Origin of the sequence: Bacillus sp. AFS029637, assembly GCF_002584985.1 — a bacterium.
In the GTDB taxonomy this organism is placed as follows: Bacteria; Bacillota; Bacilli; order Bacillales; family Bacillaceae_G; genus Bacillus_A.
In genome coordinates this window covers 1-26,164 of sequence record NZ_NUPZ01000029.1, presented here as the reverse complement: position 1 = coordinate 26,164, position 26,164 = coordinate 1, and the positions used below count along the sequence as shown (strand labels likewise).

Annotated in this window: 30 protein-coding genes and 1 tRNA gene; 10 read left to right on the top strand and 21 right to left on the bottom strand. The window is 38.8% G+C overall.

Annotated elements, in window-relative coordinates; genetic code table 11:
• Positions 1 to 109: 109 nt before the first annotated feature.
• The 5 genes from rnr to COE49_RS15715 form a co-directional block, all read right to left on the bottom strand.
• Complete coding sequence (rnr, locus tag COE49_RS15735; RefSeq protein ID WP_088232040.1) at positions 110 to 2,536, bottom strand: ribonuclease R; 2,427 nt, start codon at positions 2,534 to 2,536, stop codon at positions 110 to 112.
• Between the two features lie 272 nt (positions 2,537 to 2,808).
• Positions 2,809 to 3,549, bottom strand: coding sequence for an alpha/beta hydrolase (locus tag COE49_RS15730; protein WP_170933777.1), 741 nt, complete (start codon positions 3,547 to 3,549; stop codon positions 2,809 to 2,811).
• 162 nt (positions 3,550 to 3,711) lie between these two features.
• The gene (secG, locus tag COE49_RS15725) at positions 3,712 to 3,945 is read right to left on the bottom strand and encodes a preprotein translocase subunit SecG (RefSeq protein ID WP_088232038.1); all 234 of its coding nucleotides are present in this window, start codon (positions 3,943 to 3,945) and stop codon (positions 3,712 to 3,714) included.
• Positions 3,946 to 4,039: 94 nt separating this feature from the next.
• Positions 4,040 to 4,732: an LrgB family protein gene (locus COE49_RS15720; RefSeq protein WP_088232037.1), complete on the bottom strand. Its 693-nt coding sequence runs from the start codon at positions 4,730 to 4,732 to the stop codon at positions 4,040 to 4,042.
• Positions 4,729 to 5,097: a CidA/LrgA family holin-like protein gene (locus tag COE49_RS15715; protein WP_088232036.1), complete on the bottom strand. Its 369-nt coding sequence runs from the start codon at positions 5,095 to 5,097 to the stop codon at positions 4,729 to 4,731. Before COE49_RS15715 ends, COE49_RS15720 begins: the two co-directional genes overlap by 4 nt.
• Positions 5,098 to 5,381: 284 nt before the next feature.
• Between COE49_RS15715 and COE49_RS15710 the strand changes: the two genes are divergently transcribed.
• Entirely contained in the window at positions 5,382 to 6,332 is a 951-nt protein-coding gene (locus tag COE49_RS15710; RefSeq protein ID WP_088232035.1) for a nucleoside hydrolase, read from the top strand.
• Positions 6,333 to 6,382: 50 nt separating this feature from the next.
• Here COE49_RS15710 and eno read toward each other — a convergent pair whose 3' ends face one another.
• The 10 genes from eno to COE49_RS15660 form a co-directional block, all read right to left on the bottom strand.
• Positions 6,383 to 7,678: a phosphopyruvate hydratase gene (eno, locus tag COE49_RS15705; protein ID WP_002124088.1), complete on the bottom strand. Its 1,296-nt coding sequence runs from the start codon at positions 7,676 to 7,678 to the stop codon at positions 6,383 to 6,385.
• Between the two features lie 30 nt (positions 7,679 to 7,708).
• The gene (gene gpmI / locus COE49_RS15700; RefSeq protein WP_088232034.1) at positions 7,709 to 9,238 is read right to left on the bottom strand and encodes a 2,3-bisphosphoglycerate-independent phosphoglycerate mutase; all 1,530 of its coding nucleotides are present in this window, start codon (positions 9,236 to 9,238) and stop codon (positions 7,709 to 7,711) included.
• Positions 9,235 to 9,990, bottom strand: a complete 756-nt coding sequence (gene tpiA, locus COE49_RS15695) for a triose-phosphate isomerase (protein WP_088232033.1) — start codon at positions 9,988 to 9,990, stop codon at positions 9,235 to 9,237. Before tpiA ends, gpmI begins: the two co-directional genes overlap by 4 nt.
• A 32-nt stretch (positions 9,991 to 10,022) precedes the next feature.
• The gene (locus COE49_RS15690) at positions 10,023 to 11,207 is read right to left on the bottom strand and encodes a phosphoglycerate kinase (protein ID WP_088232032.1); all 1,185 of its coding nucleotides are present in this window, start codon (positions 11,205 to 11,207) and stop codon (positions 10,023 to 10,025) included.
• A 139-nt stretch (positions 11,208 to 11,346) separates the two neighbouring features.
• Entirely contained in the window at positions 11,347 to 12,351 is a 1,005-nt protein-coding gene (gap, locus tag COE49_RS15685) for a type I glyceraldehyde-3-phosphate dehydrogenase (RefSeq protein WP_000161232.1), read from the bottom strand.
• A 26-nt stretch (positions 12,352 to 12,377) separates the two neighbouring features.
• Positions 12,378 to 13,406, bottom strand: a complete 1,029-nt coding sequence (gene cggR, locus COE49_RS15680; RefSeq protein WP_088232031.1) for a gapA transcriptional regulator CggR — start codon at positions 13,404 to 13,406, stop codon at positions 12,378 to 12,380.
• A gap of 135 nt (positions 13,407 to 13,541) precedes the next feature.
• Positions 13,542 to 13,787 carry a glutaredoxin family protein gene (locus COE49_RS15675; protein ID WP_071710098.1) on the bottom strand — a complete coding sequence of 82 codons (246 nt, stop codon included), beginning with the start codon at positions 13,785 to 13,787 and terminating at the stop codon, positions 13,542 to 13,544.
• Positions 13,788 to 13,796: 9 nt separating this feature from the next.
• Complete coding sequence (rpoN, locus tag COE49_RS15670; RefSeq protein ID WP_088232030.1) at positions 13,797 to 15,104, bottom strand: RNA polymerase factor sigma-54; 1,308 nt, start codon at positions 15,102 to 15,104, stop codon at positions 13,797 to 13,799.
• 258 nt (positions 15,105 to 15,362) lie between these two features.
• A tRNA-Arg gene (locus COE49_RS15665) sits at positions 15,363 to 15,438 on the bottom strand.
• Between the two features lie 155 nt (positions 15,439 to 15,593).
• On the bottom strand, positions 15,594 to 15,947 hold the full coding sequence (locus tag COE49_RS15660) for a YxeA family protein (RefSeq protein ID WP_098253448.1): 354 nt from the start codon (positions 15,945 to 15,947) through the stop codon (positions 15,594 to 15,596).
• Positions 15,948 to 16,152: 205 nt separating this feature from the next.
• On the opposite strand from COE49_RS15660, the gene COE49_RS15655 reads away from it, so the two are divergent.
• The 8 genes from COE49_RS15655 (at position 16,153) to clpP (ending at position 20,739) form a co-directional block, all read left to right on the top strand.
• On the top strand, positions 16,153 to 16,359 hold the full coding sequence (locus COE49_RS15655) for a DUF1657 domain-containing protein (RefSeq protein ID WP_000216166.1): 207 nt from the start codon (positions 16,153 to 16,155) through the stop codon (positions 16,357 to 16,359).
• A gap of 93 nt (positions 16,360 to 16,452) precedes the next feature.
• Positions 16,453 to 16,938, top strand: a complete 486-nt coding sequence (locus tag COE49_RS15650) for a hypothetical protein (RefSeq protein ID WP_088232028.1) — start codon at positions 16,453 to 16,455, stop codon at positions 16,936 to 16,938.
• A 29-nt stretch (positions 16,939 to 16,967) separates the two neighbouring features.
• Complete coding sequence (spoVAC, locus tag COE49_RS15645; protein WP_088232027.1) at positions 16,968 to 17,444, top strand: stage V sporulation protein AC; 477 nt, start codon at positions 16,968 to 16,970, stop codon at positions 17,442 to 17,444.
• Positions 17,445 to 18,461 (top strand): stage V sporulation protein AD, encoded by a 1,017-nt coding sequence (spoVAD, locus tag COE49_RS15640; protein WP_088232026.1) that lies wholly within the window; start codon positions 17,445 to 17,447, stop codon positions 18,459 to 18,461.
• Positions 18,458 to 18,808 (top strand): stage V sporulation protein AE, encoded by a 351-nt coding sequence (spoVAE, locus tag COE49_RS15635; RefSeq protein ID WP_000575919.1) that lies wholly within the window; start codon positions 18,458 to 18,460, stop codon positions 18,806 to 18,808. The genes spoVAD and spoVAE overlap by 4 nt, the downstream gene beginning before the upstream one ends.
• Positions 18,809 to 18,820: 12 nt before the next feature.
• Positions 18,821 to 19,027 carry a DUF1657 domain-containing protein gene (locus COE49_RS15630; protein ID WP_088232025.1) on the top strand — a complete coding sequence of 69 codons (207 nt, stop codon included), beginning with the start codon at positions 18,821 to 18,823 and terminating at the stop codon, positions 19,025 to 19,027.
• Between the two features lie 20 nt (positions 19,028 to 19,047).
• Positions 19,048 to 19,917: a DUF421 domain-containing protein gene (locus tag COE49_RS15625; RefSeq protein ID WP_088232024.1), complete on the top strand. Its 870-nt coding sequence runs from the start codon at positions 19,048 to 19,050 to the stop codon at positions 19,915 to 19,917.
• A gap of 240 nt (positions 19,918 to 20,157) precedes the next feature.
• Complete coding sequence (gene clpP, locus COE49_RS15620; RefSeq protein ID WP_001049156.1) at positions 20,158 to 20,739, top strand: ATP-dependent Clp endopeptidase proteolytic subunit ClpP; 582 nt, start codon at positions 20,158 to 20,160, stop codon at positions 20,737 to 20,739.
• Positions 20,740 to 21,064: 325 nt separating this feature from the next.
• Here the strand turns inward: clpP and COE49_RS15615 are convergent, their stop codons facing one another.
• The 6 genes from COE49_RS15615 to COE49_RS15590 all read right to left on the bottom strand — a co-directional run bounded on the left by COE49_RS15615 (position 21,065) and on the right by COE49_RS15590 (position 25,730).
• Positions 21,065 to 21,313 carry an HPr family phosphocarrier protein gene (locus tag COE49_RS15615; RefSeq protein WP_000250298.1) on the bottom strand — a complete coding sequence of 83 codons (249 nt, stop codon included), beginning with the start codon at positions 21,311 to 21,313 and terminating at the stop codon, positions 21,065 to 21,067.
• A 23-nt stretch (positions 21,314 to 21,336) separates the two neighbouring features.
• The gene (whiA, locus tag COE49_RS15610; protein WP_000006562.1) at positions 21,337 to 22,287 is read right to left on the bottom strand and encodes a DNA-binding protein WhiA; all 951 of its coding nucleotides are present in this window, start codon (positions 22,285 to 22,287) and stop codon (positions 21,337 to 21,339) included.
• A gap of 90 nt (positions 22,288 to 22,377) precedes the next feature.
• The gene (locus COE49_RS15605; protein WP_088232023.1) at positions 22,378 to 23,331 is read right to left on the bottom strand and encodes a gluconeogenesis factor YvcK family protein; all 954 of its coding nucleotides are present in this window, start codon (positions 23,329 to 23,331) and stop codon (positions 22,378 to 22,380) included.
• Positions 23,332 to 23,334: 3 nt separating this feature from the next.
• Positions 23,335 to 24,216 (bottom strand): RNase adapter RapZ, encoded by an 882-nt coding sequence (rapZ, locus tag COE49_RS15600; protein WP_088232022.1) that lies wholly within the window; start codon positions 24,214 to 24,216, stop codon positions 23,335 to 23,337.
• Positions 24,217 to 24,236: 20 nt separating this feature from the next.
• On the bottom strand, positions 24,237 to 24,695 hold the full coding sequence (locus COE49_RS15595) for an NUDIX hydrolase (protein WP_071728246.1): 459 nt from the start codon (positions 24,693 to 24,695) through the stop codon (positions 24,237 to 24,239).
• A gap of 228 nt (positions 24,696 to 24,923) precedes the next feature.
• The gene (locus COE49_RS15590; RefSeq protein ID WP_088232021.1) at positions 24,924 to 25,730 is read right to left on the bottom strand and encodes a DUF368 domain-containing protein; all 807 of its coding nucleotides are present in this window, start codon (positions 25,728 to 25,730) and stop codon (positions 24,924 to 24,926) included.
• A 240-nt stretch (positions 25,731 to 25,970) separates the two neighbouring features.
• On the opposite strand from COE49_RS15590, the gene COE49_RS15585 reads away from it, so the two are divergent.
• On the top strand, positions 25,971 to 26,164 hold a 194-nt coding region (locus COE49_RS15585), incomplete at its 3' end, for a transposase (RefSeq protein ID WP_483295620.1).

The window sequence follows — 26,164 nt, the reverse complement described above, 5'->3', positions numbered from 1 at the left end:
ATTCTAGCCACTGTAGCTGGATTCCATCAAAAAGCGAAAGTGGCTCGCTCTCAAGCCACCAAAAAAAGAAAACGACCTCGCTTTTCATCAAAGCGAAGCCACCCTCTTCTTACTTACGCTTTTTCTTTTTCTTCTTAAATCCTGGTACGTTTTCGAAGAATGCTTTTTTCTTCTTGCCATTACCATCTTTCTTTCCTGGCTGACTTGCGGATGCGGATGCAGAAGCTGATCCTCTTCCTTTTCCTTTACCGCCACGGTCAAACTTTCTTCCTGTACCACGTTCTCCGCCGCGCTCATTGCTGCGCTCGCTACGTCCACCGCGTTTCTTTCTGCCTGTTCTTGGCTGCTCGATTACGACTGGACGATCTTTGAACTTACGACGAGGTGTACCTTTCATGCCAACGATTTCAAAGTCGATTGCTCGCTCGTCTTTGTTTACGTTAATAACACGAATTGTAATTTCGTCACCGATGCGGAATACGTTACCTGTACGTTCTCCGATCATTGCGAAATGTTGCTCGTCATAACGGTAGTAATCATCCGTTAAGTAGCTAACGTGTACAAGACCTTCAATTGTATTTGGCAGCTCTACGAATAAACCGAAGTTTGTTACAGAGCTAATCATACCATCATACTCTTCGCCGATCTTATCAACCATGTACTCTGCTTTTTTCATTTCGTCTGTTTCACGCTCTGCTTCAACAGCACGACGTTCCATATTAGAAGAGTGCTCTGCAATCTCAGGTAATTTTTCACGCCATTTCGCTTGTGTTTCGTTGTCGACTTTACCGTTAATGATGTATTCACGAATTAATCGATGAACAATCGTATCTGGGTAACGACGAATTGGTGATGTGAAATGTGTGTAGAACTCCGTTGATAAACCGAAATGTCCTAAGCTATCTGCATCATAACGTGCTTGCTTCATAGAACGAAGCATAACTGTTGAGATTACTACTTCTTCTGGTTGCCCTTGCACCATTTCAAGAATTTGTTGCAGCGCGCGAGGATGTACTTCATTCGCACGTCCTTTTACTGCATATCCGAAGTTTGTTACAAACTCGAAGAAACGCTCAAGCTTATCTTCTTTCGGATCTTCATGGACACGGTACATAAACGGTACGTTCATCCAGTGGAAGTGCTCTGCTACTGTTTCGTTCGCAACAAGCATAAATTCTTCAATTAACTTCTCTGATACAGAACGATCACGCATAACAACATCAGTCGGTTTTCCTTCTTCATCTACTAATACTTTTGCTTCTTTAAAGTCAAAGTCAATTGCACCGCGGCGCATACGTTTTTCACGTAAAATTTGAGCTAGTTGCCCCATCTCTTTAAACATCGGTACTAACGGCTCATAACGCTTAATTAACTCTTCGTCCTCATCTTCTAAAATGCTTCTTACGTCAGCATACGTCATACGCTCTGTCGTTTTAATTACACTTTGGAAAATCTCGTGCTTTACAACGTCACCTAAGTTATTGATTTCCATTTCACAAGATAGTGTCAGACGGTCTACTTTCGGATTTAATGAACAAATACCGTTAGATAAACGATGCGGAATCATCGGGATTACACGGTCAACAAGATATACACTCGTCGCTCTTTCCGCTGCTTCCACATCAATCGGAGAACCTTCTTGAACGTAATGACTTACATCCGCAATATGAACACCAAGCTTGTAATTACCGTTCTCAAGCTTCGTCACTGTAACAGCGTCATCTAAATCTTTCGCGTCTGCACCGTCAATTGTAACAATCATTTGGTCACGTAAATCACGGCGATCTTTTAAATCTTCTTCTGAAATCGTTTCTGGTACACTGTTTGCATGTTCCATCACTTCTTCTGGGAATGCTAAAGGTAAATGATGTTTATGGATGACAGATAAAATATCTACTCCTGGATCATTTTTATGACCTAGAATTTGAATAACTTCACCTTCTGCGCTTAAACGATTCTCCGGATAGCTCGTAATTTTCACAACTACTTTATGACCTTCTACAGCGCCCATAGATGCACTTTTCAAGATGAAAATGTCACTTGTCCAACGCTTATTGTCAGGTATAACAAATCCGAAGTTTTTTGATTCTGTATATGTACCAACTAGTTCTTTCGTTCCACGTTCTAAAATACGTACAATTGCACCTTCTTGACGTGAACCACTCGATTGGGAACTAACGCGTGCTAATACTGTATCGCCATGAAGTGCACCGTTTAATTCTGTAGGCGGGATGAAAAGATCATCATCTCCTGTTTTCTTCTCTTCTGGCACGACGAACGCAAAGCCACGTGCATGTCCAATTAACTTACCGCGTACTAAATTCATCTTTTCGGGAAGACCGTATCGGTTGCTACGTGTACGAATAACAAGCCCCTTCTCTTCCATCGTTACCAGTGCCTTTACAAAATCTTTAAAGCCTTCAGAACCTTCAATTCCAAATGCCGCTTCTAATTCTTGTATCGTTAACGGTTTATACGCTTCTTCTCTCATGAATAATAATAATTTATCAATATGTTTTTGTATGATTTCTTCCAAGCAGAAATACCTCCTTTAAACCCTTATATTATTTAGTGTATCCGAAAGATGGGGGATGTATAAAGCGAAAATTTAATACTCCCCTAATGATTTTTACAGTTTTCATAAAGTGAAACTTTAATCAGTGGGGATTTTTGTATCCTCACTGATTATTAGCCTTCACCAATCGGGCTTTTACGGGCAGTTAATCTCCTCCCCACTTTCTTGGCTTCAATTACTGCCAGTGAAAGCCGGATTAAAAAAACCTTATGAAAAAAAGAGGCAACTAGACCTTACCAATCTAGTTGCTCCAAGAAGTTATATACATCCTCATGTAGCACATCACGTTCTTTATCAAGTGTAATGACATGCGTAGAGTCTTCATACCATTTAATGTCTTTTAACGTAGATTCTACACCGTTATAAATAATGTTAGCACTATCTGTATTAATCATCTCATCGTGGCGTGCTTGTACAACGAATGTTGGAGCATAAATCATATCAACATTATTGCGTACGTCACGAATCAACTCTTGTAATGCTTTTAATGTATTCATCGGTGTCTGTTTAAATTCGAACATTTCCTGCTCAATTCGCTCTGGTGATTTTTGTTCACGCTTTTTATATTCGCGGGCATATGCCAATATACCTTGGTACATAATTTCTTCACTTTTAATGTACATAGGTGCACACATTGGTACAACACCTAAAATCGGTAATGTATAAGCAAGTTTTAATGAAAATACTCCACCTAATGATAATCCAACTGCAGCTATTTTCTCGTAACCTTGATCTTTTAAATGCTGGTAGGCATTCATTACATCTTTCCACCAGTCTTCAGGACCTGTATGAACAAGCTGCTCTGGTGGTACACCGTGTCCTTTATAAATTGGCGCATGACAAGTATAGCCTTTCTTCTCTAAAAAACGTCCAAGCATGCGTACGTCAGCTGAGTTCCCTGTGAATCCATGTAATAATAAAACAGCGCGGTCTCCACCTTCAAATGTAAATGGTTTTGGAGATGCTAATTTCATCATGTACTTCTCCTCTTTCTCTTCTGTAATCTAGTCGTATTCTTTCTATTCTTAGTGTACCATATTTATAATTCTATAATCTAATTAGAAACTTTTTTCGAATAACGAAATAAAAAAAGAAGAACCATCAGCACAAATCAGCTAACGCTTCTTCTCTCAATTCTATAAGTTTAAGTACGTAACAGCAATTGTTAGTGTGAAGAATAACACAGCTAAAACAACTGTAATACGGTTTAATACCGCTTCAATCCCGCGTGCTTTTTGCTTACCAAATAATTGCTCTGCACCACCTGAAATTGCACCCGAAAGGCCTGAGCTATTACTAGACTGCATAAGTACCATAACAATTATTAAAATCGATACAATAATAAGTAAAACTGATAATAACGTATGCACTTGGCGTACCTCCTACAAAGATTCAGTTAGTTTAACTGTAGCATAAAACCTATAGAAAAGCGAGAGCAATAAGGTTGCTCTCGCTTTTCTTCTATTACATAAACATCATCGCAAATAACGGACCAAGCACACATGTTAAAATAGCTGTTAATGTCATTGTTACCGATCCAATAACACCTTCATGCTCATTATTTTTCATCGCTCTCATAACGCCCATAATGTGAGATGCACATCCAAATCCAATGCCTTTACCAACCGAGTTTGTAACACGGCTCCATTTTAATAAAAGTGGGCCGGTAATCGTTCCAGTAATACCTGCAATAACAACGAAAGCTGCTGTTAAGGAAGGAACTCCGCCAACTTCCTCAGAAACGCTCATCGCAACTGGCATTGTCACTGATTTTGGTAAAGAAGATAAAATTAAGCTTTTATCTGTCCCCATAAGTGTAGCAATAGCCAAATCACTTGCAATAGCAACTGTTGTACCTACTAATACCCCGCCGGCAATGGGTACAACATATTTTTGCAGAACATGACGCTGTTTATAAAGCGGGATTGCGAATGCTACAACACCTGGTCCGAGTAATTCCGCAATCCAACCACCACCGCTTTCCATATAATTTTGATAAGGTATATCAAGCACTATAAATATAACAGCCATTAACCCTGTCGCCACAAGCATTGGAATAGTAAATGGTGTTGGAAATAATTTATAGATTTTTTTAGATAATTGATATAATAGCACCGTAAAAAGAACCCAACCAATTCCGATTAATATTTGGCTCATCGTGACTCTCTTTCCCCTCTCTTCGCAAGGTATTGTCCTGTATGTCCTGCGACAATAATAATTAAAAATGTACTCGCTACAATTGTAATGAAAAGGGAAATTCCTTTACTCATAAAAAAAGCACCGTAATTCATTAAGCCAAGTGTTGGCGGAATTAATAAAAACGGCATAACAGCGACGAGTGTTTCTGCTCCTACATCAAACCATTTCACTGGTAGAACTTTCAAGCTCAGTAAAACAAGTAAAAGAAACATCCCAATTAAACTTCCTGGAATCGGAATATTCAACATTTCCTGAACCCAATTTCCAACCATATAAAATACATACAAAGCAGCAATTTGGACAAGAATCTTTGTAAATTTCATGTTCATCATCCCTCATGTTTATACGATCTTCTCTTAATATCTTTATCATAGTATAAATTGTAAAAAGCTGCAATTTATCAACTTGACAGTAAAAATAGCCGATGTTACACGCTTACACCCTTGATATGACTGCATTTCCGAACAAAAATTAAGTCAAAAACGTTGACCTAATATAAAAAGTTTTTATTTTCTGAATTTACCTAGTTACTATTGTAAGAAAATAATCTTTTTATTCTTATTATCCAAAAACTTACATACATATAAATAAGATAGGTGGTGACCTTATGCCAAAAAAAGTTCTCATTTTTTGTGATCCTGGGATTGATGATACGATGGCGCTCCTCTTAGCATTCTTTATCGATGAAATCGAAATTATCGGCATTGTTGCAGATTACGGCAACGTTCCGAAAGAAATGGCCGTACAAAATGCTCATTTTCTTACGAACGAAGCAATGGAGAGAAATATTAAGATATTTGGTGGATCTGAACGTCCGCTTACCGGTTCTTCTCCTGCTTTCTTTATGAATGTACATGGAAAACAGGGGCTCGGGCCAATTATCCCTAAGAAGAATGTGACTAACGGAGAAATGGAGAACTTTTTCGAAGTTATTCCTCTAATTGAGCAGTATAAAGATGAACTAGTCATTGTAAGTTTAGGAAGACTTACCTCTCTAGCAATTTTATTCATCGTATATAAAGAGTTAATGAAGCAAATTAAATCTTATTACGTAATGGGTGGTTCCTTTTTGCATCCAGGTAATGTAACTCCACTATCAGAAGCAAATTTTTATGGTGACCCAATCGCAGCTAACATTGTATTACAATCCGCATCTAACATGTATATATATCCATTAAACGTTACTCAATATTCAATCGTTACACCCGACATGGCTGAATACATTGAAGCAAAAGGAAAAGCCCCTCTCGTCAAACCTCTTTTCGATCACTATTACTATGGATATTATAAAAATGCTTTACCCCATTTAAAGGGCAGCCCCTTCCATGACACAATGCCCATACTCGCTTTATTTGATAACACTATGTTCACGTATCACAAGTCACCAATCGTTGTCATGAAAGAGTCTTACGCACAAGGAGCAAGCATTGGAGAATTTCGCTCTTTAGGAGAATCTAAACCATTTATTGATTGGCCAAGTCATCAAATCGCAATTGATTTTGATTATAACCACTTCTTTAAACATTTCATGTCACTTATGACTGGTGAGCAATTTTAGCATAAAAAAACAGACCGTGATTTCTCACGGTCTGTCGTTATTTTCTACAATTATCGTTTGATGTTGTAGAAAGATTTTAAACCATCGTAAACAGCGATTTCGCCTAGTTCGTCTTCGATGCGTAATAATTGGTTGTACTTAGCAATACGGTCAGTACGGCTCATAGAACCAGTTTTGATTTGGCCAGCGTTAGTTGCAACTGCGATGTCAGCGATTGTAGCATCTTCAGTTTCACCAGAGCGGTGAGATACAACTGCTGTGTAACCAGCACGTTTAGCCATTTCGATAGCTTCGAAAGTCTCAGTTAAAGTACCGATTTGGTTAACTTTAATTAAGATTGAGTTAGAGATACCTTTTTCGATACCTTCAGCAAGTTTTTGAGTGTTAGTTACGAATAAATCATCACCAACTAATTGTACTTTATCACCGATACGCTCAGTTAATAATTTGTGACCATCCCAGTCGTTTTCGTCTAAACCATCTTCGATAGAGATGATTGGGAAGTCTTTGCAAAGCTCTTCGTAGAAATCAACCATTTCTGCAGAAGTTAAGCCAGTACGGCCTTCGCCTGCAAGGTCATATTTACCAGTTTCTTTGTTGTAGAACTCAGAAGAAGCAACGTCCATTCCTAAGAATACGTTCTCGCCAGCTTTGTAACCAGCTTTTTCGATAGCTTCGATGATTACTTCTAATGCTTCACGGTTAGAACCAAGGTTTGGAGCGAATCCACCTTCGTCACCTACTGCAGTGTTAAGACCTTTGTCATGTAATACAGCTTTAAGTGCATGGAAGACTTCAGCACCCATACGGATTGATTCTTTGAATGTTGGAGCACCAACTGGTAAGATCATGAACTCTTGGAAGTCAACGTTGTTATCAGCGTGAGAACCACCGTTGATGATGTTCATCATTGGAGTTGGTAATTGTTTTGCATTGAATCCACCAAGGTAACGGTATAATGGAAGACCTACGAAATCAGCTGCTGCGTGAGCTACTGCCATAGATACACCAAGGATAGCGTTAGCGCCTAGTTTACCTTTGTTTGGAGTGCCATCTAATTCGATCATAGCACGGTCGATACCAGCTTGGTCAGTTACGTCGAAACCAACGATTTCTGGAGCGATTGCTTCGTTAACGTTGTTTACTGCGTTCATAACACCTTTACCAAGGTAACGAGATTTGTCACCGTCACGTAATTCTACTGCTTCGTGTTCACCAGTAGATGCACCACTTGGTACGATAGCGCGTCCGAAAGCGCCGCTTTCTGTGTAAACTTCTACTTCTACAGTTGGATTACCACGAGAGTCAAGGACTTCGCGAGCATAAACATCAATAATTGTTGACATAATAAATTCTCTCCTTTTTATATAAGCAAATTATTTAATGATTGTTTTACCTGTCATTTCTTTCGGTTGTTCCACATTTAAAAGCGTAAGCATTGTTGGGGCGATATCTCCTAAAATACCACCTTCACGAAGCTCTACATCATTTTTTGTAACGATGAAAGGAACCGGGTTAGTTGTATGTGCTGTCATTGGTTCACCATCAGCAGTTAACTCCTGATCAGCATTACCATGGTCAGCAGTAATAAGTGCTACACCATCTTTTGCAAGAATCGCTTCTACAACTTTTCCTAAACATTCGTCAGTTGCTTCTACTGCTTTAATTGTTGGTTCCATCATCCCAGAATGGCCAACCATATCACAGTTTGCAAAGTTAAGAATGATAACATCATGTTTATCATTTTCGATTTCATTTACTAAAGCGTCCGTTACTTCGTAAATGCTCATTTCAGGTTTCAAGTCATACGTTGCAACCTTTGGTGAGTTAATTAAGATACGCTCTTCTCCTGGGAATTCAGCCTCACGACCACCGCTAAAGAAGAATGTAACGTGCGGATACTTTTCAGTTTCCGCGATGCGAAGTTGCTTTAATCCCGCTTGCGCAACAACTTCACCTAATGTGTTATCAAGGTTCATCGGCTTGAATGCCACGTAACCATCTACAGTTTCACTAAAGTGTGTCATACATACGAATTCTGGAATGTGAGGTACTTTTTCACCACGATCGAACTCACGGAAGTCTTCGTTTGTAAATACACGAGCAATTTGAATTGCACGGTCTGGACGGAAGTTATAGAAGATAACTGCATCATCATCATTGATTGTTGCAACTGGCGTGTCATCTTCGTTAACAATTACAGACGGCAATACGAATTCATCGTAGATACCATTTGCATAAGAGTCTTCTACACACTCTTCTGCTGATTTATAAGTAGGGCCTTCACCATTCACCATAGCACGGTAACATTTTTCTACGCGATCCCAACGCTTGTCACGGTCCATGGAGTAATAACGACCAGAGATAGTCGCGAATTGTCCTACTCCTGTTTCTTTAATGACTTCATTTGTTGCATCGATATAACCTTGTGCTGTTTTTGGTCCAACATCGCGGCCATCTAAGAATGCATGGATATATACTTTCTCTACGCCTTCTTTTGCTGCTAAGCGAAGAAGAGCAAACATGTGGTTCATGTGACTGTGCACACCACCGTCAGAAAGTAAACCGAATAAATGAAGTGCAGTACCTTTTTCTTTTACGCTTTTAATTGCATTTTGGAACGTTTCGTTCTGATCGAACTCACCTTCACGAATTGCAACGTTTACGCGTGTTAAGCTTTGATATACTACGCGGCCAGCACCAATATTTAAGTGTCCAACCTCCGAGTTACCCATTTGACCTTCTGGAAGACCTACTGCCTCACCACAAGCTGTAAGCGTTGTGTGAGGGAATTTGTTCCAGTAACCATCAAAATTAGGTTTCTTAGCTTGTGCTACAGCATTCCCGTAAGTTTCTTCACGAAGTCCGAAACCGTCAAGAATGATTAAAGCTGTTGGCTTTCTCATTTTACCGCCCCCAGAAGACCTAAGAACGAAGCAGGCTCTAAGCTAGCACCGCCAACTAAAGCGCCGTCGATGTCAGATTGTGCCATATACTCTTTAATGTTTTCTGGTTTTACGCTACCGCCGTATTGAATACGAACAGCTTCTGCAGCTGCTGGAGAAACAGCTTCTGCAACAACTTTACGGATGTGCGCACATACTTCGTTTGCATCTGCAGAAGAAGAAGATTTACCTGTACCGATAGCCCAGATTGGCTCGTAAGCGATAACAGTTGCTTTAACTTGCTCTTCTGTTAAGCCTGCAAGTGCTTTTGTCACTTGACCTGCTACTAGATCAAATGTTTTTCCGCTTTCGCGCTCTTCTAAAGTCTCACCACAACATACGATTGGTGTTAAACCATGTTCAAATGCTGCGATAGTCTTTTTGTTTACTGACTCATCTGTTTCAGCAAACATTTCACGACGTTCAGAGTGGCCAAGTACTACGTAGCCTACTTTTAAGTCGCTAAGTGCTACTGGGCTAATTTCGCCAGTGAATGCACCATTTTTTTCGAAGTGCATGTTTTGTGCACCTACTTGTAAGTCAGTTCCTTCAGCCGTAGCTACTAAACGCTCTAAGAATAGAGCTGGAGAGCAAACTACTGCATCAACAGCTGAAGCTGCTGGGATTTGACCTTTAACTTCCTCTACGAAGCTAACTGCTTCAGATAGAGTTTTATTCATTTTCCAGTTACCTGCGATAATTGGTTTACGCATGCTTTGCACCGTCCTTTTTCTTTGGCTGCTACTTATTTGTCGTTAAGACAAACTACACCTGGAAGCTCTTTACCTTCCATAAATTCTAATGACGCACCGCCGCCAGTAGAAATGTGGCTCATTTTATCAGCCATACCGAATTTTTCAACAGCTGCTGCAGAGTCACCACCGCCGATAACAGAGTATGTACCTTCTGCATCTGCTAATGCTTGTCCTACTGCTTTTGTACCTTCTGCGAATGGAGTCATTTCGAATACACCCATTGGTCCATTCCATACAACAAGCTTAGAGTTTTTAATTACATCTGCATAAATTTCACTTGTTTTAGGACCGATGTCCACGCCTTCCCATGTAGAAGGAATAGAGTCGATACCAACGATTTGAGTTGTTGCAGTTTCAGAGAATTCCTCAGTGATTACAACATCAACTGGCATGTAGAAGTTTACGCCCTTTTCTTTTGCAAGTTGCATAAATTCTTTAGCTAGTTCAATCTTGTCATCTTCACATAAAGATTGACCAATTTCATGACCTAAAGCTTTAACGAATGTGTAAGCAAGTCCGCCACCGATAATTAAGTTATCTACTTTGTCTAATAGATGACGAATTACACCAATTTTATCTTTTACTTTCGCACCACCGATGATAGCTGTGAATGGACGATCTGGGTTAGAAAGTGCTTTTCCAAGAACATCTAACTCTTTTTCCATTAGTAAACCAGATACTGCTGGTAGGTAGTCCGCGATACCTGCAGTAGAAGCGTGAGCACGGTGAGCTGCACCGAATGCATCGTTTACGAAGATATCAGCAAGTGCTGCAAATTCTTTCGCAAGTTCTGCATCGTTCTTTTCTTCGCCCGCATAGAAACGTACGTTTTCAAGAACTAATACGTCGCCTTCGTTCATTGCTGCAACCATTTCTTGTACAGCTGGTCCGAATGCTTCGTCTGCTTTTTTAACGTCTTTACCAAGAAGCTCGCCTAAACGTGCTGCTACTGGAGTTAAACGCATTTCTTCTACTACTTGACCTTTTGGACGGCCTAAGTGACTTGCTAAAATAACTTTCGCACCTTGCTCTACTAAATATTGAATTGTAGGAAGAGCTGCACGGATACGAGTTTCATCTGTAATTTTGCCTTCTTTCATAGGTACGTTGAAATCAACGCGGCAAAATACACGCTTACCTTTTAAATCTACGTCACGAATTGATTTTTTGTTCATTGGATTTCCCTCCGACTACTAGTTAGGATTGACAAAACCCACTCAAAAGCTTACCACATTTGCTTTTAAAACGAAAGAAAAGAGAGAGGGAACAAACCCTCTCCCTCGTTTTGTCATTGATAACTTATATAATTAAGAATTAAAGACCTTTAGAAGTCATGTATGCTGCTAAGTCTACTACGCGGTTAGAGTAACCAGTTTCGTTATCGTACCAAGAAAGTACTTTAACCATGTTACCTTCCATTACCATTGTAGATAATGCATCGATTGTAGAAGAAGCTGTGCATCCGTTATAGTCGATAGATACTAATGGCTCTTCGCTGTATCCAAGGATACCTTTTAATTCGCCTTCAGCTGCTGCTTTGAATGCTGCGTTTACTTCTTCAACTGTTACTTCTTTGTCAAGTTCAACAACTAAGTCAACAAGAGAAACGTTAGCAGTTGGAACACGTACAGCGCCACCGTTTAATTTACCTTTAAGTTCTGGTAATACTAATGCTACAGCTTTAGCTGCACCAGTAGATGTTGGGATCATGTTTTCAGCTGCTGCACGAGCACGACGTAAATCTTTGTGTGGTAAGTCTAAGATTTGTTGGTCGTTAGTGTAAGAGTGAATTGTTGTCATCATTCCGCGTTTCACGCCGAATTTTTCGTTTAATACTTTAGCGAATGGAGCTAGACAGTTTGTAGTACAAGAAGCGTTAGATACTACGTTGTGGTTAGCTGCATCGTATTGTTCGTGGTTAACACCCATAACTACAGTGATATCTTCGTCAGAAGCTGGAGCTGAGATGATAACTTTCTTAACTGATCCACCTAAGTGTTTTTCAGCGTCTGATTTTTTAGTGAAACGGCCAGTAGATTCTACTACTACTTCTACTCCGTAGTCGCTCCATGGTAATTGAGCTGGGTCACGCTCAGCGATAACTTTAATTTCTTTACCGTTAACAATGATGCTGTTTTCGTTAGCAGATACTTCTGCATTTAAAGTTCCGTGAACTGTGTCATATTTTAAAAGGTGAGCTAATGTTTTAGCATCTGTTAAGTCGTTGATTGCTACTACTTCTACCTCAGAGTTGTTAAGAGCTGCGCGGAATACGTTACGTCCGATACGTCCAAATCCATTAATACCAATTTTAGTCATTTGAATTTCCTCCTTGGGGGATTATATTAAAGGGTAATACCCTTTGCTAACTGTTTCGCTGCACCTTCATCTGTAATTAGAATTGAAGTGTGCCCTTGTTTAATTACAGCCTGTATTGCCTTTGCCTTTGAAGAACCTCCAGCGACTGCAACAACGTGAGATACATTTTGTAAATCCTCTAGTTGCATACCAACTGTTCTTACTTTATGAACAACATTTCCTTGTTCATTAAAGTAGTAACCGAAAGCTTCGCCAACTGCTTCGTTTGCCTCAATCTTTAACCAATCTGCTTCTGAAGTATTTCTGCGACGTGCCATTGTTAACGCATCACCTATTCCATGAATGACGATATTGGAAGATCGAATCAACTCAAGAACTTCTTTCACGGAAGGCTCTGTCACAATAGACGCATATGCTTCGCTACTAACATGGTCCGGAACATACAATAAGCGATAATTACTCATCGTATTTTGCGCCATTTTGGCACAAATGGTATTGGCTTCTAATTCAACACCTTCTCCAATTCCACCACGAGCTGGGACAAATAGCATATGTAAATCTTTGCAATCAAGCTGCATCATGTCCGCAGCAGCAGCTAGCGTAGTTCCTCCAGCCACAGCAACGATATTATTCGCTGTCAGACGGTCTTTTATACAACTCACACAAGCACGGCCCATCTCCAGTTTGACCCAAGGTGATTCATCACTATCACCAGGGACAACGAAAACTTCATCCAAGTCTAATGTTTCCTTAAGTTGTTTCTCTAAAACCTTTAACCCGGAAATTTCTTTCATAAAGTCTTCCAAAGCAAGAACTAAAGCTGTTCCTTCTTCTGTCAATGTCATTCCAGAAGAAGCGATGTGAACTAAGTTCTGTTCTTTCAAAACTTGAACTTCACTTCGCAATACTCGTTCTGTCATACCGAGACTTGCTGATAAATTCCTTCTTCCAATCGGCTGCATAAGCCTAATGTACTGAAGAATTTGCATTCTCGTTTGCATAACAGGTAGCAGATCAGGTAATAATTTTTTTGTGTTCTGAATCCATGAGCGCATATCTTTTCTCCTCACTACATTGGTTCATTTTTTCTCGTGGTCACTTTATGTCCCGTAGTGACATTTTGTGTCCCACATAGATTAAAAAAATAATCCCTGCTACGTGTATTATTGTAACAGGAGATAGAAACTTATTCAACTCTTAACTGCATTCTTTATATAGTTTATTATGACACCTTTGTGAATGTTACCATATTCTACTTGTTTTCCGCCTATTTCTACAACCGGAATCATTAAGTGATATTTTTCTAAAAGGTCATTATCTTCATATATATCTATTTCCTTAATTTGAAAAGAATATTCACATTGTACTTCCTGTAAAACTTGTTTCGCCTGCACGCAAAGGCCACAATCTGTTTTTGTATACAGTACAACTTCCATCTTTTTCACCTATCCGATCGTTTTTCGTAATGACGAAGCTGGAATGTGCATTTGTTCTCTATACTTCGCCACTGTTCTTCGAGAAATAACAATTTCATGCTCTTCTTCTAACAATTTTGAAATCTTTTGATCTGAAAGTGGCTTTTTCTTATTCTCTGCCTCAACGAGCGTTTGAATAAATCGTTTCACACGCTTTGTAGAAACTGCTTCATCTTCAGTAGTCGAAACGGCATTGCTAAAGAACGATTTCATCTCAAATAAACCGTGTGGTGTTTGCACATATTTATTTCGCGTTGCCCGACTAATTGTAGACTCATGCACACTTAACTCTTCCGCTACCTCTTTTAACGCGAGCGGTTTTAAATACTCTGGGCCTTTCCAGAAGAAATCCCGTTGTTTTTCCATAATAATGGTCATCACTTGCAGAAGCGTCTGCTTTCTCTGTTTCAAACTACGCATAATCCACTGCACATGCTGATACTTTTCTGATACGTAAGATGCTACTTCACTTTCACTATTATTAAGAAGCGCACTATACTCCGAATGAATTTCAATTCTCGGCATATTTCTCTCGTTCATCTGTAAAACGAGACGATCGCCATCTTTTTTCACCGCCATATCAGGCACAATATAAAGTGGTTTATCAGAAGAAAATGCAAGACCTGGTTTTGGTTGTAATGAGGTGATACAATTTACCGCACTCTGCAATTCCTCATTACTACACTTCAGCACTTGAACGAGCTTTCGCCAATCTTTCTTCACGAAATGAGCAAAGTGCTCTTCTATAACTTCTTCCGCTAATCCATTCCGTCTTTGTAAGCGCTTCAATTGCAAGGTTAGACATTCCTGAATATTACGTGCTCCTACCCCTGCTGGCTCCAGTGATTGGACAAGCTCTACAGAGCGGTCTACTACATGAATCGGTGCGGAAAGGAGGCCTGCTAACTCTTCATTCGTTTCTTGTAAATACCCATTTCCATCCATGTTCATAATAATGAAAGAAGCTACTTTTCGCTCTTCTTCATCTATTTTATAATACTGCATTTGATTTAATAAATGTTGCTGAATCGTTGTAGAATCTACACTGTAGATTTCCATCTGATTCTCGACTTGTTTGCTGGTACTTTTACTTGTGTTAGAGCTCTTTTTCTTCTCCCTCTCAAAACCACCTAACTCAATAAGGGGATTCTCTAACGATTGCTCATACAAAAACTCCGATAATTCTTGTACATTATACTGGAGCATTGTAATCGCTTGCCTTAACTCTTGTGTCATTGCCAAACGTAAGCTTTGTTCTTGTAAAAGACTTGCCTTCAAACTAATCTCCCCCTTGTTTCTATTGTACAATAAGTTTGGTAAAAGGAGAATGCTATCACAGACACCCATTCCAAAATATTATTAATTTATATGTATTAATGAGATTTACAACTTACAACCGAAATTTGAATAATATTGAAAGAAAATATTAAAACAAAAAATTATTATCAAGTACTAATAGTAAATCTTATTACTAGATATAACAATAGGGAAATAAAAAAAGTCCTAACCTACAAAACGTAAGTTAGGACTTTTTGACGCGCCCAGAGGGATTCGAACCCCCGGCAGACGTGGTACCGGAAACCACCGCTCTATCCGACTGAGCTATGGGCGCATGATTATAGAAAACACTTCATTTTCTTTTCATAATAATAGCAATAAAATCCATTTAAATCAATAAAAACTCTTTAATTTCACATTATATATACTTTATTTTCTACATAAAAATGCCCCCTAATTTCTACATGTAGGAGGCAATTCTTATCCATTTTATTTATCTAGTTTCTCTTTTATCTCTTTTGGAATTTCATTAGGCTGTACTTCTTGATATGTTTCAATATATTCACCTTTCGTTTTAACCTTTACATATGCTCCCTCTCTAAGCCCACGAGGTGCATAAAACTTAACGTCTCTTCCTTCACCTGAACCGTAATAACCGGTAAGTTTATAGTCTCCAGCTACCTCTCCAACTGTAGATAGTCGGCCAGATTCCTTCGCTTTTACATATACCCAGTCCTCTTTTACAAGCGGGTTATATCTATCTGTTACCTCATTATGATAAATGCTTGCCACACCAATAATTAATATAAATATTCCAATTAAACCTAATAATATTTTTTTCATTTTGCTCTCCTTAAAATATCCTTTTAACTTGCTTTACCTTCTTTATTCTAGGAGAAATAGTTTTTTTCCACCATCGTTTATCCTTACATGTTCATTACAAAATTTTAATCTACACATGTTACATCCCTAAAATTCCCAATCATAAATTCACCCCAATTCACAAATTATAACTTTTGAATTGATATTCCAAGGGGGGCTTCATTCAATGACTGTAATTACAAAACTAAAGCAAACTGTTTCTGGATTAAAAAGTGCACAAGCTAGCTTAGAGGGATTCGCTCTTGATACGGATAACCAACAAGCAAAGCAACTTTTTCAAACAGCTGCACAGCAAACGCAAACGATTATTGATTCTTTAAACCCGCGCGTTGAAGAAGTCCAGCAAGAAGAACCACAGTACTCACAACAATAACAAATCGCTTATATAGCGAAATAGAAAAAGGATGATATGCAGTCATCCTTTTTCTATCACATTACATATTGCAATAGAAACGGAATGATAATCATGCGAAAACTCGGCCTCATAACCGCATTATTTGCCCTTCTATTTAGCTCTTTTACTGGATGTGATAATAGTCCTTTAGATAAAAAAGTGAAAGAAGAAGCAAAACGAACGGAGAAAGAAAAAGGTCCTAAATTAACAAAGACGAGTACAGAATCCTTTAATCAATCTATATCACAAGGCGCCAAGAAAAAGGCTCTCGCTATGGATGAAATTATAAAAAGTACGGCAGTGAATTCAAATTTAGATCTTTACATAGCAGTTATACCCGAGCATCATGAAAGATTTGGACTGAAACCTCTGCGCAGCAAACTCCAAAAGCAATTAAGTGATGAATATCCTACTTTCGATGTTCGTGTAAGTACGGATAAAAAAATCTTTATGTTACTTGAAAAGCTTGAAAATAAAATTAAGAAAAAAGAAGTGTCTAAAGATGAAATTAAAAAACAATTAAAACTCATTGGAAGCAAAATGGAATCTAACACTTAACGCTTTTTAAAAGAAAAGGAAGGATCGCAATGTCTAGTAAAGATAAAAACCTAACTCCTGTACAACAGGAATATAAAAAATTCGCGCAAGAACGCGAGCCGAAGCGTCCTGTTTTAAAAAATTGTATAAAAGCCTTTTTCGTCGGTGGTTTTATTTGCTTCGTCGGACAACTAATCTCTACTTTTTATATCACGTATTTCGATTTCACTGAACGTTCGGCAGGAAATCCAACCGTCGCAACTCTGATTTTCATTTCCATGTTACTAACTGGTTTCGGTATATATGATCGCTTTGGGCAGTTTGCTGGAGCAGGCACAGCTGTACCTGTTACTGGATTTGGTAACTCTGTTATTGCCGCATGTATTGAACACCGAACAGAAGGGTTTGTCCTCGGTGTTGGTGGTAACATGTTCAAATTAGCTGGTTCTGTTATTTTGTTTGGTGTATTTTCCGCTTTCGTCATCGCACTTATTAAAACGATTCTCGTTCAATGGGGAGGGCTATAAATGTTACAAGGACACCGAACGTGGGTATTTGAAAACAAACCAGTTATTATTTCGACAGGAGTCGTTGGCGGGCCATTTGAAGCAAAAGGGAACATTCCTGAGGACTTCGATATCCTTCATGAAGATTTATGGCTCGGACAAGATTCTTATGAAAAAGCACACAAAATTTTATTCGAAGAAGCTTGTAGCCGCGCTACTGAAAAAGCAGAACTTCGTAAAGACGATATTCAATTCGTACTCGCAGGCGATTTAATTAATCAAATTACTCCTACAAGCTTTGCGTGTCGTACACTCGGCACCCCTTATCTCGGATTATTCGGTGCTTGCTCTACTTCTATGGAAGGTTTAGCACTCGGGGCAAGTATTGTAAATGCAAAAGGCGCAAAATATTTATTAACTGGCGCATCCAGTCATAATACAGCTGTAGAAAAACAATTCCGATATCCTACTGAATATGGCGGACAAAAGCCGCCTACTGCGCAGTGGACAGTAACTGGCGCTGGTGCAGCCATTTTAAGTGATACTGGATACGGTCCACGAGTAACCTCTGCAACAATTGGACGAGTTGTGGATATGGGATTAACAGATCCTTTTAATATGGGAGCTGCGATGGCCCCAGCTGCAGTTGATACAATTGAAGCCCATTTACGCGAACGAAAAATCGATGCCTCTTACTACGACTTAATCGTAACAGGTGATCTTGGACATGTTGGCCGCGAAATTGCCTATGACTTATTACATAAACACGGAACAAAAGTGAAAAATGAACAATTCCAAGACTGTGGCATCATCATTTATCGAGAAGGGCAACCTGTCATAGCTGGCGCTAGTGGCCCGGGTTGTTCTGCAACTGTCGTATACGGTCACTTATTAAACCGAATGAAAAGAGGAGAATTTAACAAAATACTTGTCGTTGCGACAGGCGCTTTACTATCTCCACTTACATTCCAACAAGAAGAAACGATTCCGTGTATCGCTCACGCCGTTTCGATTGAATTTGGAGGTGCAACGCAATGATTTTTTTCTGGGCTTTCGTCATTGGCGGGCTTATATGCGTAATTGGTCAACTTATGTTTGATGTCGGTAAACTTACTCCTGCCCATACGATGGCAACACTCGTTGTCGCTGGGGCTATATTAGATGGGTTTAATTTATATGAACCATTAATCGATTTCGCCGGCGCTGGGGCCACTGTACCAATTACAAGTTTCGGTAATGCCCTCGTTCATGGTGCGATGGAAGAAGCCGCAAAACACGGAATCGTTGGTGTCATTACTGGCATGTTTAAAGTAACGAGTGCTGGTGTATCAGCAGCTATCATTTTCGGGTTCATCGGTGCATTACTATTTAAACCAAAAGGATAAGAGGTGTTTTATATGACTGTAATCGCTAGTGTAAAAACATGCCTCGCTAGTCTACGGGGCGCGCAAGCAAGTTTAAGCTCCCTTTCTTTAAACGCAGCAGATGAAGAATCAAAACGCGTCTTTCATGAATGTATGTTAGAAATGGACAGTGTCATCGCTGATTTAAAAGATAGAGTTTCATTATTAGAACGTGAAGAACCTCAATATAAAGGGTTTTAAGTAGACTGGAGGAAATGACTATGTCTCACCTGCCGGAATGGACACTCGTTATTCTTCGCTCTGTATTCATATTAATTATTTTATTTGCTATTACAAAATGGTTAGGGAAAAGACAAATCTCTCAGCTCTCCTTTTTCGAATACATAGCTGGAATGACAATCGGTGACATCGCTGCCCAAGTATCTACAGGGCTCGATTCAAAATTTTTTCACGGCGTCTTTGCGATACTCATTTTCGCTGTGGTACCTTTTTTCACGGGAATCCTCTCCTTAAAGAACAAAACAGCTCGGGACTTCTTTGAAGGAAAATCTACCGTATTAATAAAAGACGGAAAAATACTCGAAGACAACTTAAAGAAAGAAAAATATACAAGTGACGAATTACTTGAACTACTCCGAGGAAAAAGTGCGTTCAGCGTAGCTGAAGTCGAATTTGCTGTCTTAGAACCGAGCGGAGAATTAAATGTATTATTAAAGAAAGATTCTCAGCCACTTACAGCAAAAGACATCGGTTTAAAAGTACCAAATGAGAAAGAACCGCAAACTGTTATTATGGATGGAAATGTACTAGATGAACCTCTATCCTCTAGTGGACATAACCGCGCTTGGCTACATTCTGAGCTCGAAAAACTCGGTGTTGTCATTGAAAATGTCTTTCTTGCTCAAGTTGACTCATATGGACAACTTACTATCGACATTTACAATGACAAACTCCAAATGCCTTCTCCTCAAAATAAGCCTTTATTATTGGCATCTTTAAAAAAATGCCATGCTGATCTCGAGTTATTTTCTTTAGAAACAAAGTCAAAAACAGCAAGTGAAATGTATAGTAAAAATGCGAAACAAGTCGAAAAGATTTTAAATAAAGTTACCTATCTTTTAAAAGAATAGATAATGAAAGAACGCTCCCGTCAAAAGGCGTTCTTTTCTTTTTTCTACAGCTTTCATGACGTTTAAATTTATGCAATTCGGTTATGATGTTGAAGATACATAAGCAGGGAATTTCAAAAACATAGCGAATAATTCATGGTACAACTACATATTTTTTTGATTTAAAGTGGTTTCGTTTGACCTTTATTGACCATAATTGTATTATAAGACTAAGAAAGCTTTAGAAGGAGGAAATAACAGATGAATTTAATTCCTACAGTAATTGAACAAACAAATCGTGGAGAACGCGCTTACGATATTTACTCTCGACTATTAAAAGACCGCATCATTATGCTTGGTAGTGCAATTGATGACAACGTAGCTAACTCAATCGTTTCCCAGCTTTTATTCTTGGAATCTCAAGATCCAGAAAAAGATATTCATATCTACATTAACAGCCCTGGTGGTTCTATCACAGCAGGTATGGCAATCTACGATACAATGCAGTTTATTAAACCGCAAGTATCAACAATCTGTATCGGTATGGCTGCATCTATGGGTGCATTCTTACTAGCAGCAGGTGAAAAAGGAAAACGTTTCGCACTTCCAAACAGTGAAGTAATGATCCACCAACCACTTGGCGGTGCACAAGGTCAAGCGACTGAAATCGAAATCGCAGCAAAACGTATCCTATTCTTACGTGAAAAACTAAACCAAATTCTTGCTGACCGCACAGGTCAACCACTTGAAGTACTACAACGCGACACAGACCGCGACAACTTCATGACAGCTGAAAGAGCTCTAGAATACGGTTTAATCGATAAGATCTTTACAAATCGTTAATACTTAAAAGCGGAAGCGGCTCGTTCAGAATCGCAGGAGCTAGATACAACAAAAACCGGAAGCGCCCTATTACAGGGCGCTTTTTTATTATGTGCTCCCGCGCGCATACCCCACCTAGTATCAAACCGGATATATCAGCGATTTTTCAATTATATCGACCGTAATTCCAATTATATCGGCGATTATTTTAATATATCGACGTTTCGACACAACATATCGACTTACCGACAATTCCCGACAAGCACGCGCGCCCTACATACCCTCCCCCCACCAATCCACGCAAATAACAAAACAAAAAAGCTATCGCAAATATGCGATAGCAGTTTTATTGTACATATGCAGCTAATGCTTCTAAAGCTTCTTCTGCATCTGAACCTTCTGTTGTAATTGTTATCATGCTACCAGTTCCAATTGCTAAGCTCATAATCCCCATTATGCTCTTTGCATTCACTGTCTTTCCATCTTTCTCGATGAAGATATCTGCATGAAAACGATTTGCCTCTTGTACAAACAACGCAGCCGGACGTGCTTGTAAGCCGTTTTTTAATGAAACTTTAACCTGTTTTTGAACCACAGCTCCATTTCCCCTTTAACCTTTTATTTTTTTACTACTGGTTCTCCCGCGCGTAATTTCTCTGCAATTTCATCGATTTTACGCAAACGATGATTAATACCCGATTTACTAATTTTCCCCCCGGATACCATCTCACCTAACTCTTTCAATGTTACATCTTGATAATCTCTTCGTAGTTGTGCAATTTCTCGTAGTTTATCCGGCAAAATATCAAGACCAACCGTCTCATCAATATAGCGGATATTTTCAATCTGTCTTAGCGCTGCACCAATTGTTTTATTTAAATTGGCTGTTTCACAGTTCACTAAACGATTTACTGAATTACGCATATCGCGAACAATTCGAATGTCTTCAAATCTTAAAAGCGCATTATGAGCACCTATAATATTTAAAAACTCCGTAATTTTCTCTGCTTCTTTCAAATACGTAATATACCCTTTTCTTCTTTCCAACGTCTTACTATTTAAATCAAATCCGTTCATCAGTTCACATATAGCATCATTATGTTCCTTATATAACGAAAAGATCTCTAAATGATAAGATGATGTTTCTGGGTTATTTACTGAACCACCTGCTAAAAATGCACCGCGTAAATACGATCGTTTACAACATTTCTTCTCAATTAACTCTTGTGATATATTTCGAATAAATGAAAAGTCGTCGCGGACGATATGAAGATCTGCTAATATTTCACGTGATTTCTCAACAAGCCTTACGATATATACATTATTTTTCTTCAATCGCATTTTTTTACGAACAAGTAATTCTACCGTCACGTCATATCCCTTTTTCAAAAGCGTATAAATCCTTCTTGCAATTGCTGCATTTTCCGTTTGAATATCGATAGATAGACGACGATTTGAAAAAGAAAGCGATCCGTTCATTCGAAGCAACGCTGATAATTCTGCTTTCTCACAGCATTCCTTCATCTCAAGATTCGTCAACTCTTTCTTTGTTTCTGATGCAAATGACACAGTCAACACCTCCTTATACTATTACTCTGGAACAAAAATCTTGTCCTATATGAATGAAGGAGCGCTATCTCATAAAGAGATAACGCACATCTACAACAGTGAATATAAAATAGAAGCTAACTTTAATGTATCATGCCTTACAACATGATCATCATACTTCGCTAATTGATCTTGAATTACATTAACATTATTTTCAGCAAAACGCTCTTCATCCACTACAACTGGTCCCGACATTTCTTCCTCATATAACCTACGTAATTCAGAAGGGATATCACGGTTATTTACAATTGCAGTATCGATAAATGGTTGCCCTAAATGATCATGCAGCGCCTGCACATGGTCAAACGCCGTATATCCCATCGTTTCACCCGCTTGCGTCATAACATTACATACATATACCTTCTTCGCTTTTGCAGCAAGAACAGCGTCCCCAATTTTGTTAACAACTAAATTCGGCAATATACTCGTATACAAACTTCCTGGACCGAAAACAAGTAAATCAGCTCGTTTAATCTCAGCCAACGTTTCATGTAACGGCTCTACATCTTCCGGAGTTAAAAAGACGCGGTTAATCTTCTTTCCGTAATAAGGAATCTTGGATTCACCTGTTACAATTTCTCCATCTTCTAGTTCCGCATGAAGTACCGCACTTTGATTCGCTGCCGGTAATACACGTCCTCTGACATTTAATACTTTACTCGTTTCCGTAATTGCATGGAAAAAGTCTCCTGTAATCGAGGTCATACCTGCTAATAGTAAATTTCCTAACGCATGACCTTTCAGTCCGTCTCCCGTTGTGAAACGATGCTGAAATAAAGCTTCCACCAGTGGCTCTACATCCGACAACGCAACAAGTACGTTACGAATATCACCCGGGGGCGGAATTTCTAGCTCATCACGTAATCTACCTGAACTGCCACCATCATCAGCGATTGTAACAACTGCTGTAATATCAACAGGATATTGCTTTAATCCTCTTAATAAGACAGAGAGTCCAGTACCGCCTCCCATGATAACAATTTTAGGTTTTCTCTCTTTTTTCATCCCTTAATGGCCCTTTCTTTTCTCCACATCACGATGAGATACATGAACGCTATACTCTGGTTTCAAATGTTTCCCAAGGTATTCTGTAAGCGTAACAGAACGATGTTGCCCACCTGTACATCCAATTGCAATTACAAGTTGGCTCTTGCCTTCTCTTTTATAATGAGGAAGCATGAAAGTAATGAGATCTGTTAGTTTCTCTAAAAACTTATGTGTCTCATTAAATTTCAGTACATACGATGAAACTTCTTCATCTAGCCCTGTTAATGGCTTCATATGTGGAATGTAATATGGATTTGGTAAAAAACGAACATCAAACACTAAATCGGCATCAATTGGAATACCGTACTTAAATCCAAATGACATAACATTTACACGAAATGCTTGCTCAGTTTCAGTTGAAAACAGTTGAACAATTTTTTCACGTAATTCTTTCGGTTTTAATTCCGATGTATCGAGCACAATATTCGCTCGTGCCTTCATATCAATTAATAAGCTACGCTCCGCCTCGATTCCCTTTAACGGCAAACCAGTTGGCGCAAGTGGATGCGAACGTCTCGTTTCTTTATAACGAGTTACAAGTGTGCTATCTTTCGCATCTAAAAATAAAATATGAGGAATGATCCATGTACGTTCTGATAAATCATCAAGTGCTCCCCATAAATGTTCGAAAAACTCTCGGCCACGTAAATCAACGCCAAGTGCTACTTTATTCATTTTTCCTTTTGAATCCGCCATAAGCTCAATAAACTTTGGCAATAACATCGGTGGTAAATTATCTACACAAAAATATCCTAAATCTTCAAAACTTTGTAAAGCTACTGTTTTTCCAGCTCCAGACATTCCTGTAATTATTACCATTTTTATATCATTATTCTCTGTCATCGTATCCTCTCCTTGACGGTTTAACTCGGATCTAATCGATATGAAAGCAACTCAAAATCTGGGGTATATACAAATGTACCGTAGATTATACCATTCCCTTTAATTAAATAATCAATAATGTGATAATCTCCTGGCGCCATTGCTAAATCATCAATTTTATCAAATGTATGCCAACCAATGATGCCTTCTTCGCTCTCTAGTTTGTTTTCTCCTGCAAAATCTGTCGCTAAAAAGGAGAACATCATCCATTCAGAAACTACTTTATCACCTTCTTGGATGACAAAGGTGAAGACCCCCTTTAACGCTGGGTTCTTTAAATAAATACCTGTTTCTTCACGATACTCGCGAACAACGGAATCTCTTACTGTCTCACCACGCTCCATTTTCCCGCCTGGTGCAACCCACCAATTTCGACGAGGCTTTTGGAGTAAGAGTACTTCATTATCTTTAATTAACACACAGTTTGTCACTCTTTGCATGTTTCTTCACCTCAGCTACTTGCAGCGAAATTTTTCACTGCATACTCATTTCATTATACTATCAAAAACAGTTTGCTACAACGAAGGAGCCAGTCCTCTTTTGTTAAGCATATGCTCCCAACAATTGTAGAAAAGCTTTCTAGAACAAGCAATGTAAATGCTCCTGCACCTCATGACTAGCACATAAAAATCCCCTTAACGATTTTGCCATTAAGGGGATGAAAAGCCTTATTTCTTACCAAAATAATTCACAATCGCAAATCCTAAAATAAACGTAATAATTGAACTTACAATTGAAAATCCACCAGTTGGAATACCAGGGAATACAATTACAATCGAACCGATAACAAGTCCAATAATTGCCGCAAATGTCATACTTTTATAACGATCCAATAAAAAACTAATTCCTTTACTACTTACAACAAATCCGACCATAACACCTGCACCAATCACAGCGATTAATGGTAAATTGAGTGTAGTTAAAGCGTTAATTGCTGTTGGATAAACACCAATGATTAATAAAATAAACGATCCGCTAATTCCAGGAAGAAGCATAGCCATACTAGCCATCCATCCTGCGAAAAACAAACCGATTGCATTTAAAATTGTTAACGTTGTAATTGGATCTGCTGCCTTATCTGGCTTAAAGAACGCTGTTATCGCAACAAGAATTGCTGCGATGATTAATAAAGCAATGTGCTTACCTTTAAACGACGCCTTTGCATCAGCTTCTCTCATTAACATCGGTAATATACTAATAATTAAACCGAGGAAGAAAAATTGAGTCGGCTCATAATGATTTGCAAGTAAATATTTAATAACGTGACTTAGCGTTAAAAACGCTGCCGCCACACCAGCAGCAAGCGGAATTAAAAATCCTAAATGCTTTTTCCATTCACGACTAAAGAATCCACTAATGGCCGCAAGCAATTGTTCATAAATCCCTAACACAACAGCGATTGTACCGCCGCTCACACCAGGAATTAAATCACTAACGCCCATACAAAATCCACGATATATATTACGCCATTCCATACTGAATAAATTCCTCATTTCTTATAGTGATTTTTTCCGTAAATTCCAGTATATCAATAAGAAAGCTTATAATCCTACTTGTTTTTGACAAAACTTTGACATTTTCACAAAAAAAGAAAGCTACTATCGGTAGCTTTCTTCTCAGGCTGTGGAGAAAGTCTTCTCCACAGCCTATTTTTGTGTCTGAACCTCTTTTTGTGTGTCAACACTGATAAAAAAGAGGAAAAGGAGAGGTTTCTTATGATGGGTGCTTTAAAAAATCATCGTGATGAACGTGTATCTGTTTCTGTAGAAGAGTTAGTTCCACAAGATCATTTCCTTCGTGCGATTGAAGCGACAATTAGTTTTGATTTTATTGAAGAGAAGTTACGCCCTTATTATTGTGAAAACAATGGTCGTCCGTCTATCCATCCTATCGTTTTATTTAAAATGAT

Excerpts from the sequence above, each read along its gene's own strand:
- COE49_RS15730 (WP_170933777.1), bottom strand. The coding sequence starts at position 3,549 with ATGAAATTAGCATCTCCAAAACCATTTACATTTGAAGGTGGAGACCGC.
- COE49_RS15720 (WP_088232037.1), bottom strand. The coding sequence starts at position 4,732 with ATGAGCCAAATATTAATCGGAATTGGTTGGGTTCTTTTTACGGTGCTA.
- COE49_RS15715 (WP_088232036.1), bottom strand. The coding sequence starts at position 5,097 with ATGAAATTTACAAAGATTCTTGTCCAAATTGCTGCTTTGTATGTATTT.
- COE49_RS15710 (WP_088232035.1), top strand. The coding sequence starts at position 5,382 with ATGCCAAAAAAAGTTCTCATTTTTTGTGATCCTGGGATTGATGATACG.
- eno (WP_002124088.1), bottom strand. The coding sequence starts at position 7,678 with ATGTCAACAATTATTGATGTTTATGCTCGCGAAGTCCTTGACTCTCGT.
- gpmI (WP_088232034.1), bottom strand. The coding sequence starts at position 9,238 with ATGAGAAAGCCAACAGCTTTAATCATTCTTGACGGTTTCGGACTTCGT.
- tpiA (WP_088232033.1), bottom strand. The coding sequence starts at position 9,990 with ATGCGTAAACCAATTATCGCAGGTAACTGGAAAATGAATAAAACTCTA.
- COE49_RS15690 (WP_088232032.1), bottom strand. The coding sequence starts at position 11,207 with ATGAACAAAAAATCAATTCGTGACGTAGATTTAAAAGGTAAGCGTGTA.
- gap (WP_000161232.1), bottom strand. The coding sequence starts at position 12,351 with ATGACTAAAATTGGTATTAATGGATTTGGACGTATCGGACGTAACGTA.
- cggR (WP_088232031.1), bottom strand. The coding sequence starts at position 13,406 with ATGCGCTCATGGATTCAGAACACAAAAAAATTATTACCTGATCTGCTA.
- COE49_RS15675 (WP_071710098.1), bottom strand. The coding sequence starts at position 13,787 with ATGGAAGTTGTACTGTATACAAAAACAGATTGTGGCCTTTGCGTGCAG.
- COE49_RS15660 (WP_098253448.1), bottom strand. The coding sequence starts at position 15,947 with ATGAAAAAAATATTATTAGGTTTAATTGGAATATTTATATTAATTATT.
- COE49_RS15655 (WP_000216166.1), top strand. The coding sequence starts at position 16,153 with ATGACTGTAATTACAAAACTAAAGCAAACTGTTTCTGGATTAAAAAGT.
- COE49_RS15650 (WP_088232028.1), top strand. The coding sequence starts at position 16,453 with ATGCGAAAACTCGGCCTCATAACCGCATTATTTGCCCTTCTATTTAGC.
- spoVAC (WP_088232027.1), top strand. The coding sequence starts at position 16,968 with ATGTCTAGTAAAGATAAAAACCTAACTCCTGTACAACAGGAATATAAA.
- spoVAD (WP_088232026.1), top strand. The coding sequence starts at position 17,445 with ATGTTACAAGGACACCGAACGTGGGTATTTGAAAACAAACCAGTTATT.
- spoVAE (WP_000575919.1), top strand. The coding sequence starts at position 18,458 with ATGATTTTTTTCTGGGCTTTCGTCATTGGCGGGCTTATATGCGTAATT.
- COE49_RS15630 (WP_088232025.1), top strand. The coding sequence starts at position 18,821 with ATGACTGTAATCGCTAGTGTAAAAACATGCCTCGCTAGTCTACGGGGC.
- COE49_RS15625 (WP_088232024.1), top strand. The coding sequence starts at position 19,048 with ATGTCTCACCTGCCGGAATGGACACTCGTTATTCTTCGCTCTGTATTC.
- clpP (WP_001049156.1), top strand. The coding sequence starts at position 20,158 with ATGAATTTAATTCCTACAGTAATTGAACAAACAAATCGTGGAGAACGC.
- COE49_RS15605 (WP_088232023.1), bottom strand. The coding sequence starts at position 23,331 with ATGAAAAAAGAGAGAAAACCTAAAATTGTTATCATGGGAGGCGGTACT.
- rapZ (WP_088232022.1), bottom strand. The coding sequence starts at position 24,216 with ATGACAGAGAATAATGATATAAAAATGGTAATAATTACAGGAATGTCT.
- COE49_RS15595 (WP_071728246.1), bottom strand. The coding sequence starts at position 24,695 with ATGCAAAGAGTGACAAACTGTGTGTTAATTAAAGATAATGAAGTACTC.
- COE49_RS15590 (WP_088232021.1), bottom strand. The coding sequence starts at position 25,730 with ATGGAATGGCGTAATATATATCGTGGATTTTGTATGGGCGTTAGTGAT.